We start from the raw sequence: 12,413 nt of genomic DNA, 5'->3' as shown, positions 1-12,413 counted from the left end.
AGCACTGCACAGCGCTATCAACCCTCAGCCAATTGCTCTTCGTATTCCTTCACGTATTCGCCGGCCAGACTCTGTTTCTGCTTTTCGTCGAGCAATTTGCCCGCCATCTGGAAGAACTTCTGCTCTTCTTCTTTCAGGTGGTGGTGCACTTTTTCCGACAATTTTTTCGCAGTGGCCAGCCAGGCCGGGCTCGACATTTCAGTTTCATCGAGCTCTTCCATCATCTCGTCCATCTCATGATGCTCGGAAATGGCGTGACGGCTCAGGTCCACGCCATTGTCGTGGGCCATCAGAGGAATGTAGAAAAACCGTTCTTCGGCCGTTTCGTGGGCCTGCAGTTCTTCCTTGAGCTGTTTGTAGGCCTTCTCGCGTTCGGCGCTGTCGCCACTGGTCTGGATCAGGGCATCAGCGTAGCTGCGTTGACGGTCATGGCTTTCTCGCAGGGCTTCGAAAATATTCAAGGGCGTGTCTCCAGGTCGGCTTCCGGGAGCTGGAAGCATCGTGGACTAGACCCCTGGCGAAGATCAGCAGTTCCACCAAATACTGGCAAATGCCTATCGCGCAATAACGGCAGACTCAAGCACGCTCGAAAACCACATCCTGAGCGCCCTCCCAAAGCGTCTTCACGCCCAGCTTGCGCAGGTTTTCCTTGCCCTGAGTGATGGTCAGAAAATGGTTGCCCGCCAACTGCCCCATCTTGCTGGCGAAACAACACGAACCGTAGGCAAGGATAATCTCGGTTTCGCTGTAACCGCCCGGGTAGAAAAGAATGTCGCCCACCGAAGGATGGCTGGTTGCGTTCTCGAAACCGATCAATGCGTCATCCAGCTTGAGCTGATAATCATCCAGCGGCACCCAGCAGCCCTCGCCGCTCCAGCGTACATGGATGAATTTCTGCCGATAAGGCAGCAGCTTGAGAAACGCCTCCACCGTTTGCGGCGCGTCCGGATGGGTTTCGGCGAGAAACTCGTATCCGCCCGCGGTGATTTTGATGGTGGTCACTTCAACGACTCCTTAACAGACAACAAGGCTCAGAATAGTGCCCAAGGATAAACGCGAGCCCGACAAGCCGTCACGGAGTTCCGTTACGCCCATACAGAAGGTAGCCGGAGCGATGGCTCAGGCGTTCGTAATACGCATTGACGGCGGGCAGGTCGGGATGCTCGAGAGGCGTCTCGAACCAGCGATTGACTGAAAGACCGATGGGGATGTCAGCCAGGGTAAAACGCTCGCCGCAGACATAGGCGCCAGTCTTTTCCAGTTGCCTGTCGAGTATTTGCATATGCCTGGCCCACTGGGCACAGGAAGCGGCTATGGCGACAGGGTCCTGGTGCTCGCTCGAGCGTCGCACCAGTGACATGAAGGCATAGCTCCATGATCTGTTCAGATCCGAGCCTTGCCAGTCGATCCACTGATCGGCCTGCGCTCTGGCACGTGGATCCAGCGGATAAACAGCGTCGCCAGCATAACGGTTGGCCAGATAGCGAACGATGCTGTTGGACTCCCAAAGCACGAAGTCATCATCCACGATAACCGGCACCATGGCATTCGGGTTGAGCGCGACAAACTCGTCCGTGTTGGCAGGTTTGAAGCCTGACCCCCAGTCTTCCTGAGTGAAGGGTATCTTCAGTTCCTCGCAGGTCCAGAGTACTTTTCGTACGTTGATCGAGGAGGTCTTGCCCAGTATGCGCAGCATTCAGCGTCCTTGTTGCACAGCAACGTCGTGTCAGTCAGTAGTCATCAGCGATTTGGCAAACAGGTGATTCTCATGTGTCTCGCCCTGAAACACATAGTGCGGAGCACCTTTCAATTCATAGCCTTGACGAGGGTAAAACGCCAGCGCGCGCGGGTTGCCAACCCAGACCGTCGCCCATAATAGCGAGGCGTGACGGCTTGTTGCACGCCGCTCGGCGGCTTCGAGTAACAGCCGCCCTGCTCCACGCCCTGTAAAACGTTCCTGCACATAGAGCCGTTGCAACTCGGCAGCGGTCGATACGCCCAGCATTGCATGATCGGTGCGCAACGCGACCTGAGCAAAGCCAATCAAATGCCCTTGCGACTCCGCAACGATGATCAATGTCGTCGGCTCGATGAGCAGTTGTGCGAAGTTCGCAGGCGAGAAAGCTTCCAGCGCTTCGCGGGCGATGGATTGTCGAATGCCCTGCGTTGCGTAGGTGTCGAGAAAAACCTGCATGCCGAGCGCCGCAAGGCACAAAGCGTCCGCAGAGGCAGCATCACGCAGGGTAATGGTCATTGAAGAGGGAGTGATCATCAGACGGTGGATTCCCGGCGTCAGGTAGACAGATGGCGGAATCATACCTGACACAAGGATCGGCCCGGCAGCAGGGCCGGGCCGTCACTTCAGACGCAGCAGCTCGTTATCAGCGGCCGGTCATGAGCGATTGCAGTTTGGACTGGGCTTGTTGCGCGTTCTTGCCCTGCTCATTCAGCTCTTGCAGCAGTTTGTTGAGCTCGGTTTGTACCACCGGGTCCTTGACGGTGATCGTCGAACCCGAGATATCGATCTGCGATTTGTGCGCGTCCACATAATCGGCAACCTTCAGGCCACTGGAAAAGGTGCCCTTTATCTGCGGCAGCACTTCACGGAAGGTGTTGGCGGGTACGCTGACAGTTCGGTCGTAGGCCTTGTCGTAAACCACCTTCAGGTCTTCTGGCTGCTTGAGTTTCGCACGTGCCGCGTCTGCCTTGCCCTGCTCGATGGTCAGCTTTTCGCCCACTTCATCGAGTCCCGTCTGCACGGCGGCCAGGTCTGCACGGCGTTGAATGACATCGCTGACCGAATGAAAGGAGCCTTTCTGCATCAAGCCGGCGAGTGGCTGCACCGCAGTGTCCATGCCCGCGCCGAAGTCGGAGATGACCGCGTAGTGCGAGGTGTAGTCACCAAAGGCTTTCTTTTCTTCATCCGTCAGCTTGGGCACATGCACGCCCGGCTTGTCGACAATTCGGGTTTGCAGGAACTGAGTGAACGCAGTGCGCTGCTCGGGCTCCTTGTCTCCGCAGCCAGCCAGGAACAGGGGTAAAGCGACAGCCAGCAGCAAAGCTGGACGGAAAAGGGACTTCATGTCAGTAACCTCCGGGATCATAAGAATGCACGTTCACAGGCCACGCCTGCTGAACGCGAGCGTGCTTATAGTCTCGTCATCGCCTCATCTAGTTCCACGACGGCATTGAAGATACTTGTCGGAATGCCAGCTGACCGTTGAGGGTTTCGGGTGATGGGCGGTGCAAACGTCAAGCGGTGCGGGTCCTTCGAAGAGCAGCAGGATGCCGGTCGAACCCGGTTTCAGATAAATATCGCGTGCAGCTTCAGCGCATCATCCTGGCAAAGTCGGCGCGCGACCGGACTGGTTCGGCGGAAGGAAACCGGGCATCTGCGCCCGGATCGTGCGTACGTCTGCATGGCGCCGGGTCCTCTCTTGAAGCCACTGCGGGAAAGTTCCTTAACATTTCTTCATGAGGTGAAACGTTTCAGCGGCTAGTCTTCAACGGACCGACAAAGTGACAACAGGAGTCAATCACTATGTTTGCACACGAAGGGCTGGGTCTGATCCTTGTCTCCATCGTCTTTCTGCTCGGAGCGATTGCGATGTTCATTCACCCTTTCCATGCGCTGGGAAGCTGGTTCAGGAGGAAAAAGCAGGAAAGGAAATCCGACTAACCGTCAACACGCACCAGAAATGGCGGGCCCGGTGATCACCGGGCCTTGCAGAAAAAACCTTTTGTGACCGACTTCGTCCAACTTACCCTCTGCAAATGTATCGTCCTGATACATATTTCGATCTTCTCGCTGCGCATCTAAAGTACAGAATATTTTGCCAGAAACAGAAGCCGATACAGCCGCCATCAAGTAGTGGCTAATCAGTATTAAATCAATATCACCGACCTGACCTTACATCCGAAAACTATCTAGTGAATAACGCGTTTCGTGAATCGGCGCCCGTGCTATGTAGCCAGTTGTTTCCAGTGTGATACTCTTTTCAGACCCTTTGATGTTGAATTACTGGCCACCAGCCAATAACATCCTGCGCAATATGTCCCAACTAATTTGCCACTAGTGCCTACAGGGTAGTCATGACTAGTCAATCAATTAATTCGACGCGCTACCTACGCAATGCTGTTGACGAGCACATGCCTGAACCGACGCGCGTGCTTGATTTCAGTACATGCAGGGGCACTAAAAAAGGGCCGGTCTTCCTGATTGGCTCTGGGAAGTCAGCAAAGGATTTCCCGATCAAAGAGTTCTCGCACATCCCCATGATCACCATGAACGGTGCGTTCTCGATGTTCGCAGGCACGAACATAAAACCGTTGTTCTACGTCTGCTCCGACAGGGATTTCCCCAACCAGCAGCCTGAGCTGTTCGCCGCTGCAATGCGCTCCAGCGAGAATGTAGGCCTTTGGGAAGATCAGTTTCGCGGCGACATTCCCAGACCTTCCGGACGCGCTTATGCACTGAAGAAATCGCCCAGATTGTCGACGGTTGCAGCGCTGTGCTCCCGGGAAAATGCACTGGTCAGAAAACTTTCGTTATGGAGTAGCAGAAGCCGGGATATCGGCTTCAGCAAGAATCTGGAACTTGGTTTTTTCGACGCCCGAACGGTCATGTATCTGGCGCTGCAACTGTCCTATCACCTTGGTTTCGACGACGTCTTTCTGGTCGGTTTCGACATGAATCAGTCCGTGGGCCGGTTCTATGAATCATCCAGCGACAATTGCTCACCCTGCGGTCTGGATCAGCATTACGAATCAAGAATTCTTCCCTCGCTGGAGCTGATGTCGAAACAGGTCGTCGGGAGCGACTTCCAGGTATTCAATGTTTCCAAGAGCTCGCGAGTGCCGCATGAGGTCATTCCCAAGTTGAGCCTTGATGAAGTTCGCCATAAAGTCAGTTGTGCACTTCAAGGATAGTACATCGCCACTATAGAGAGCGACGCCTGCAATGCACCTGTTTATCTTGAGGCATCCGCAGTTGCCCGCAGCGAAGGGTGCTGAAACGGGCGCCAGCCCTGCCCCGAACCGTTAAACTCGGCAATCCTCTGCCGTCCACCATGTCACTGCCGCCCGACCTATGCGACAATGCGCGCCAATGTCTGGCGTGAACCCCCACATTCATATCCCGGCAACGCAGTCGTGGCAGGCTGCCGTTGCGGTAGACGTATGCCCGTTGGGTCAGCTCATGCTCGGACGGAGCGGACTGAACAGCTTGGGTGGGGTCCTGAACACCACACCCCTGACGCCAGCGCTCCCCCGGTTATTGCCCACGTTATTGATAGGTAAAGTAATTGATCTCCACAGCTAACATCACCATGCAGTTCGGCCCCAAACCCTTGTTCGAGAATGTCTCGGTCAAGTTTGGCGCCGGTAACCGTTACGGCCTGATTGGCGCGAACGGCTGCGGCAAGTCCACGTTCATGAAAATCCTCGGTGGCGACCTCGAGCCTTCGGGTGGGCAGGTGATGCTGGAGCCGAACGTGCGTCTGGGTAAGCTGCGCCAGGATCAGTTCGCCTATGAAGAGTTCACGGTGCTCGACACCGTGATCATGGGTCACGAAGAGCTCTGGAAGGTCAAGGCCGAGCGCGACCGCATCTATTCTCTGCCGGAAATGAGTGAAGATGACGGCATGGCCGTTGCCGAGCTGGAAACCGAGTTTGCGGAAATGGACGGTTACACCGCCGAGTCCCGCGCCGGTGAACTACTGTTGGGTCTGGGTATCGGCATCGAACAGCACAATGGTCCGATGAGCGAAGTATCGCCGGGCTGGAAGCTGCGCGTTCTGCTCGCTCAGGCACTGTTCTCCGATCCGGAAGTACTGCTGCTCGACGAACCGACCAACCACCTGGACATCAACACCATTCGCTGGCTGGAAAACATCCTGACCCAGCGTAACAGCCTGATGATCATCATCTCCCACGACCGTCACTTCCTGAACAGCGTGTGCACGCACATGGCCGACCTGGATTACGGTGAGCTGCGTCTGTTCCCGGGCAACTATGACGAGTACATGACCGTGGCGACCCAGTCCCGCGAGCAGTTGCTGTCCGACAACGCCAAGAAGAAAGCGCAGATTTCCGAACTTCAATCGTTCGTCAGCCGCTTCTCGGCCAACGCCTCGAAAGCCAAGCAGGCCACCTCCCGGGCCAAGGCGATCGACAAGATCCAGCTGGCCGAGGTCAAGCCCTCCAGCCGTGTCAGCCCGTTCATTCGTTTCGAACAGACCAAGAAGCTGCACCGCCAGGCGGTCATCGTCGATCGCATGGCCAAAGGCTTCGACGGCAAGACCCTGTTCAAGGACTTCAGCTTCCAGGTCGAAGCCGGCGAACGCGTGGCCATCATCGGCCCGAACGGCATCGGCAAGACCACCCTGCTGCGCACGCTGGTCAACGAGCTGCAAGCGGATGCCGGCACGGTCAAGTGGACCGATGCGGCGGAAATCGGCTATTACGCTCAGGATCATGCTCACGATTTCGAGGATGACTCCACCCTGTTCGACTGGATGGGTCAGTGGACCCAGGGCGGCGAGCAACTGGTACGTGGCACCCTGGGCCGCATGCTGTTCTCCAACGACGAGATCCTCAAGTCGGTGAAGGTGATTTCCGGTGGTGAACAGGGCCGCATGCTGTTCGGCAAACTGATCCTGCAAAAGCCCAACGTGCTGGTGATGGACGAACCGACCAACCACCTGGACATGGAATCCATCGAGTCGCTGAACCTGGCGCTGGAAAACTATCCAGGCACACTGATTTTCGTCAGTCACGACCGCGAGTTCGTGTCCTCGCTGGCTACCCGCATCATCGAACTCAGCCCAAGCGGCGTGGTCGATTTCAGCGGCACCTATGACGACTACCTGCGCAGCCAGGGCGTTTCGTTCTAAGCCTGTCAGCCTGCAATAGCAAAAAGCCCTGTCTTGTGACAGGGCTTTTTGGTTTCAGAGCGCTTATTCGCTCGGCTGGCTGAGCATTTCAATCCACAGCGCACCCTTGCCCGAAGGCGCTTCGCCGACCCGTTGCAAGGCACCCTTCTCGTCGATGGCGTAACTGCCGACCTTGTCGCTTTTCTCGCCACTCACCAGCAACCAACGTCCATTGGGCGACACCGCGATGTTGCGCGGCTGCTTTTCCTGAACGGGATAATTTTCAACGAACGTCACTTTGCCGCTGGTGGGATCAACGTTGAACACCGACACGCTGCTGCTGGTGCGCTCGCTGATGAACAGCCATTTGCCGTTCGGCGCGAGGCGAATATCCGCAGCCCAGATGCGCGGCGTCGGGTCATCCTTGAGATCGTTGTTGCGCGCATCACGGGCCTGCCCCGGTGCCAGGTTCAAGCGTTTGGGAATACCGTCTGCCTGACTGGTCTGCTTCAACGCACCGGTTTTCTGATTAATCGCGAAGGCCGTGACGGTGCCACTCATTTCACCGACGACATACAGAAACTTGCCATCGGACGAAAAGGTCAGGTGGCGTGGGCCGGTGTTGTCGGGAACGACGACGTAGCCCTCGCCGATGGGCACAAGCTTGCCGTCCTTGGGCTCCAGGCGGTATTGCAGCACACGATCGACGCCCAGGTTACCGGCGTACACAAACCGGTTGCTCGGATCGGTGCGCACCGAATGCGCGTGCATGCCGGTCTTGTAAGTCTGAATGCTGTCGCTCGGGCGGTGCTGCGCATCGATGGGCTGGACGCTGAGCAAGTCGGCGCCATAGGACGCACCAAACAGGAAGCGTCCGCTGCGATCGGTAGATAGGTAGGCCAGACTCTCGGCCAGCGGCGCCTGACTGAGGGGTTTGAGGTGCCCGGTGCCAGGCTCGATGCTGAAACTCAGCACCTGATAGGGTTTGGCGCGCAGCGCGGCGAATAACGCTTTGCCATCCGGCGTGATGGCCATCGGATTGACCTGATCACCTGCCTTGGTCTGCTCGACCAGGCTGAGCGCCCCGCTCTGCTCATCGAGACGGTATTGAGAGATCAGCCCATCGATGGGGCTGGAAATGTAGGCGAAGGTGGCTGCCTGGGCGCTCAGGCCGAATGAACAACCAACCGCAGCGGCCAGCAATAGAATATTTCTCATGACAAACCTTTTTATTATTGTGATGTGATCAGTCATCCTATGAGCATCTCCTCACAACGGCAACTGTCTGATAAGCAGCCGCATAATACCGTTAGCCTGCTTTCATTTATCCACGACGCACGCCATGATGGGGCACTCCCACCGCCTGCCAGCGAAGAGTCCAATGCCTGCCGCACAACCCGGTTCCATGACGATTACGCTGCAGATCGTCTCTATCGTCTTTTACACGTTCATCGCCTTCCTGTGCATCGGCCTGCCTATTGCGGTGTTGCCCGGCTATGTTCATGACCAGCTCGGTTTCAGCCCGCTGATTGCCGGCCTGACCATCGCCTCGCAGTACCTCGCCACCCTGCTCAGCCGGCCTTTCGCCGGTCGTGCGACAGATACGCTGGGCAGCAAGCGCTCCATCGTATTCGGGCTCTGGGGCATCGTCATCAGTGGCAGCATGACCTTGCTGGCCACACTGCTGCACGAGTTTGCCACGCTGAGCCTGTCAATTCTCATCGTCGCGCGGCTGTTCCTCGGCGTCTCTCAAGGGCTTATCGGGGTCGGCACCATCAGTTGGTGCATCGGCAAGGTCGGCCCGGAGCACACTGCCCGCTCAATCTCGTGGAACGGTATCGCGTCCTATGGGGCGATTGCCATCGGTGCACCGCTGGGCGTAGTGGTCATCGATAGCATTGGTTTCAACAGCCTGGGTATTGCCCTGATGGTGATGGCAGGTCTGGCGCTGAGGCTGATTCGCGACAAGCCTTCGGTGCCCATTATTGTCGGTGAGCGCCTGCCCTACTGGTCGGTATTCGGCCGGATCGCACCCTATGGTCTGGGCCTGACGCTATCGTCGATCGGCTATGGCACGCTGACCACCTTCATCACCCTGTTCTATCTGAATCGTGGCTGGGACGGCGCGGCCTATTGCCTGAGCATGTTTGGTGTGTGCTTTATCCTCGCCCGCCTGCTGTTCATCGGTGCCATCAACCGGCTGGGCGGCTACAACGCGGCCATTGTGTGCATGGCGGTAGAAATCTGCGGGCTGTTGATGCTCTGGCTTTCTTCGAGCAGCGGCGTTGCCCTTGCAGGGGCCGGATTGACCGGCGTGGGGCTGTCGCTGGTCTACCCGGCGCTCGGCGTAGAAGCCATCAAGCGCGTACCCACCCCTAGCCGCGGCGCAGGCCTGAGCGCCTACGCGGTGTTCTTTGACCTGGCATTGGCAATCGCAGGTCCGGTGATGGGCGCGATTGCCTTGGGCCAGGGTTATGACTGGATATTTTTTTACGCTGCCCTGCTATCGGTTTGCGCGCTGGCCCTGACAATCTGGTTGTCGCGGCGCACCGCTCGACTTGAGTAAATCGCCCTCGACAGTGGCTTTACCGCATAAGCTTTTCGGTTGTAGTTCCAATAGTTAGTAGATAAAGCTTAAAGTCCGCCATCGGTCGGTCAACTTCTTGACGCATTCAGCAACGACTTCTTGACTTGATACTGCGAGCCTCGAAACAGGCTTGCAAAGCGATTGTCAGCCGCCTTGGCGTGACGCCGCTTTGCGTAGCAGTCAGGCACCTCGATCCCTCTCGATTGCCTCCGCCTCCCTGCTGCCAGCCTGGACGGGAGTGCTGTCATGAAAATCCGTTGTGTCCATCTTTACCAGACCTGCAACGTGCTACCGGTAGTGATACTGGCAACCATCCCTTCCTGGGCCGAAGGTGCCTGCAGCCTTTCCTCCCTGGCATCGGCAGGCGTTCAGGTCTGCGACAGCGGCAGCAGCGGGCCGTTTAGCGCGCTGAGCGGTGACCACGTGCTGATATTTCCGGCCGGCGGAACGGGCACCGTGTCCGGCAATATCCTGTTCGGTCCAGGAATGGACAGCGTGGACCTGCAGTCGGGGCGGATTCTGGGCAACGTCACCCAAGCGGCCGGAATCGACCGTTTCACACTCTCCACAGGTGAGGTCAGCGGCGATCTGAACCAGGGCGATGATCCCGACGATTTTGTCATGAGCGGCGGCACGCTGAGCGCTCTGGCCCAGGGGGATGGACGGGATACCTTTCTGATGACGGGCGGCACCATCACCCGCGCGTTCGAGGATGGTGACGTGGCGGTGATGAGCGGTGGCAGCATCGGTCGCGTGGACATGAAGCTGGACAACAATGTATTCGAGATGTCCGGTGGCACCATCATCAACAACCTGGTCACCGGCTTTGGCCGGGACACGATCACCTTGTCGGGCGGCATTGTTGGCGGCAACGTCAGCGTCAGTGGCGGCGACGACCAGATCACCCTCAGCGGCGGCGAGATTCGCGGCGAAGTTCGCACCAGCGTTGGCAATGACAACTTCAACTGGCTGAACGGCGGTTACGCACGCAGCAACGTGTTGATGGCCGACGGCAACGATACGGCACGCCTGTACAACCTGAGCGAATACTACCTGAGCGCCAACCCGCTGCTCGACGGCGGCGCGGGCAACGACGTGTTGACCTTCGATAACACTGTATCGTCGCAGCCGGGTCGTTATGCCAACTGGGAAACGATCAATGTGAGCAACGGCTCGCAGCTGGACCTGGCCAGCGCGCTGGTCCTTGGTGACAACGTGAGTAACACCGGCGTTCTGAACATCGATTCCACCAGCACATTGATCTCGACTTCGGGCAGTATTCTCCCCTTCAGCGCCGGATCCCTTGCGTTACTGGAGAATGCGGGAACGCTGGACGTCAGCGATGCAGGCCGTTCGCTCACTGGCACATTGACGGTGACCGGCAATTACACCGGCCAGAACGGACGGCTGCTGTTGCTCTCGGCACTGGGCGATGATGCATCCGCCAGCGACCGACTGGTGGTTGCACAGGGTCGTATCAGTGGGTTTACGCGCATGATCGTCAGCAACTCGGGTGGGCTGGGCGCCCTGACCCGTGGCAACGGCATTGAAGTGGTACAAACCATCAACGGTGCAACCAGCGATAGCGGCGCCTTTTTGTTGCAAAATCCGCTGTCTGCAGGCGCTTATCAGTATTACCTGTTCAAGGGCGGCGCCACTGCCGGCTCGGAGAACAGCTGGTTCCTGCGCTCTGCGGTGATTGCTCCGCCAACGTCAGCGCCTGTCGAGCCCACCCCAGAACCGGCACAGCCAACGCCACTGCCAACACCTGTTCCTGTTCCCGAGCCGACACCTACACCGCAGCCTGAACCTGCTCCCGAACCTGCACCCACGCCACAACCTGTACCTGCCCCTCCCCCAAACCCTGAGCCTGGGCCGAACAGCCCACCCCCTGTCCTGCCAGCAGCCACACTGCCGGTGCCTGCCATTGGAACCCCGCCACTACCTGAACCGGTTCGTGGAGCCGCGCCGATCGCGCTGTACCGACCCGAGGTCGCCAATTACTCCGTCCTGGCGCCAACTGCTGCGGTACTCGCGCTGAGTTCACTGGGCACCTTTCATGAGCGTCAGGGTGATCAAGCCCTGCTGACACAAAACGGCGCGACGTCGGCAGGCTGGGCACGCGTGTTCGGCAGTGACTTCAGGCAACGCTGGTCCGGGGACGTGAGGCCTGGCCTGGACGCTTCATTCAAGGGTTATCAGATTGGCCATGACCTGTATGCCTGGCAACAGGACAGCGGACAGACTCAGCGCGTCGGCCTGTTCGTCGCGCATAACCGTCTGGACGGCAAGGTGAAGGGTTTTGCAGACGGTTTCAGCGACTACGAAACAGGGCGTCTGAAACTGCAGGGAGAAAGCCTGGGCGCTTACTGGACGCTGACCACACCGAGTGGCGGATACGTCGACGCAGTAGCGATGGGCACACGCCTGGATGGCCGCAGCCGTTCTGTCAGGGGCATCGGTGTCGACACTGAAGGCCACGTCATGAGCCTGTCTGTCGAGACAGGTTATCCGCTGCCGCTTTCACAGCGCTGGGTTGCCGAGCCGCAGTTACAGATCATCTACCAGCGCGTAGACCTGCAGGATCAGGATGACGGCATTGCCCATCTCGGGTTCGACAGTCAGGCCTACACCACAGGGCGCATCGGCGTGCGTTTCAAGGGACGCTATCAATTGAGCAGCGTACCGATAGAGCCTTATCTGCGGGCCAACCTTTGGCACACCAAAGACGGCCATGACACGCTGACCTTCGATCACGCAGAGCAGATAAAAACCGCGCATCGATCAACGACGGGCAGTATTGGCGCAGGGATGATAGCGACATTGAGCAGCAACGCCAGTCTGCACTGGAGCGCTGATTACCTTGGCGATCTGAACGAGCGTGGAGCGGAGGGAGTGAACACCAGCCTGGGGTTCAGGCTGGTGTGGTAACGCGACCATCAACGCGGGAACGC

At 57.9% G+C, this 12,413-nt stretch carries 11 protein-coding genes; 5 read left to right on the top strand and 6 right to left on the bottom strand.

Going from position 1 to position 12,413, the window contains the following annotated elements; genetic code table 11:
• Positions 1-17 precede the first annotated feature (17 nt).
• The 5 genes from AO388_RS22165 to AO388_RS22145 form a co-directional block, all read right to left on the bottom strand.
• Positions 18-461, bottom strand: coding sequence for a hemerythrin domain-containing protein (locus tag AO388_RS22165; RefSeq protein WP_003369485.1), 444 nt, complete (start codon positions 459-461; stop codon positions 18-20).
• Positions 462-576: 115 nt separating this feature from the next.
• Positions 577-1,002: a DUF3830 family protein gene (locus tag AO388_RS22160; RefSeq protein ID WP_003369482.1), complete on the bottom strand. Its 426-nt coding sequence runs from the start codon at positions 1,000-1,002 to the stop codon at positions 577-579.
• 70 nt (positions 1,003-1,072) lie between these two features.
• A complete protein-coding gene (locus AO388_RS22155) occupies positions 1,073-1,696 on the bottom strand; it encodes a glutathione S-transferase family protein (RefSeq protein ID WP_003369480.1) in 624 nt (207 codons plus the stop codon).
• A 30-nt stretch (positions 1,697-1,726) separates the two neighbouring features.
• Complete coding sequence (locus tag AO388_RS22150; RefSeq protein ID WP_032609627.1) at positions 1,727-2,272, bottom strand: GNAT family N-acetyltransferase; 546 nt, start codon at positions 2,270-2,272, stop codon at positions 1,727-1,729.
• Between the two features lie 109 nt (positions 2,273-2,381).
• On the bottom strand, positions 2,382-3,083 hold the full coding sequence (locus AO388_RS22145; RefSeq protein WP_003369473.1) for a DUF3053 domain-containing protein: 702 nt from the start codon (positions 3,081-3,083) through the stop codon (positions 2,382-2,384).
• Positions 3,084-3,541: 458 nt separating this feature from the next.
• Here AO388_RS22145 and AO388_RS29415 point away from each other — a divergent pair, with 458 nt between their 5' ends.
• The 3 genes from AO388_RS29415 to AO388_RS22135 all read left to right on the top strand — a co-directional run bounded on the left by AO388_RS29415 (position 3,542) and on the right by AO388_RS22135 (position 6,893).
• Positions 3,542-3,679, top strand: coding sequence for a hypothetical protein (locus tag AO388_RS29415; protein ID WP_003369471.1), 138 nt, complete (start codon positions 3,542-3,544; stop codon positions 3,677-3,679).
• Between the two features lie 413 nt (positions 3,680-4,092).
• Complete coding sequence (locus AO388_RS22140; RefSeq protein WP_003434091.1) at positions 4,093-4,929, top strand: hypothetical protein; 837 nt, start codon at positions 4,093-4,095, stop codon at positions 4,927-4,929.
• Between the two features lie 374 nt (positions 4,930-5,303).
• Positions 5,304-6,893, top strand: coding sequence for an ABC-F family ATPase (locus AO388_RS22135; protein ID WP_003434092.1), 1,590 nt, complete (start codon positions 5,304-5,306; stop codon positions 6,891-6,893).
• Between the two features lie 63 nt (positions 6,894-6,956).
• Here AO388_RS22135 and AO388_RS22130 read toward each other — a convergent pair whose 3' ends face one another.
• Complete coding sequence (locus AO388_RS22130; RefSeq protein WP_058417132.1) at positions 6,957-8,090, bottom strand: lactonase family protein; 1,134 nt, start codon at positions 8,088-8,090, stop codon at positions 6,957-6,959.
• Between the two features lie 163 nt (positions 8,091-8,253).
• Between AO388_RS22130 and AO388_RS22125 the strand changes: the two genes are divergently transcribed.
• Both AO388_RS22125 and AO388_RS22120 read left to right on the top strand, forming a co-directional pair.
• Complete coding sequence (locus AO388_RS22125; protein WP_003434094.1) at positions 8,254-9,438, top strand: MFS transporter; 1,185 nt, start codon at positions 8,254-8,256, stop codon at positions 9,436-9,438.
• A 267-nt stretch (positions 9,439-9,705) separates the two neighbouring features.
• On the top strand, positions 9,706-12,390 hold the full coding sequence (locus AO388_RS22120; protein ID WP_058417131.1) for an autotransporter family protein: 2,685 nt from the start codon (positions 9,706-9,708) through the stop codon (positions 12,388-12,390).
• Positions 12,391-12,413 lie beyond the last annotated feature (23 nt).

The sequence above is a fragment of the Pseudomonas sp. ICMP 10191 genome (assembly GCF_001467335.1).
GTDB lineage: Bacteria > Pseudomonadota > Gammaproteobacteria > Pseudomonadales > Pseudomonadaceae > Aquipseudomonas > Aquipseudomonas cerasi.
This window is presented reverse-complemented; position numbering and strand designations above follow the sequence as displayed.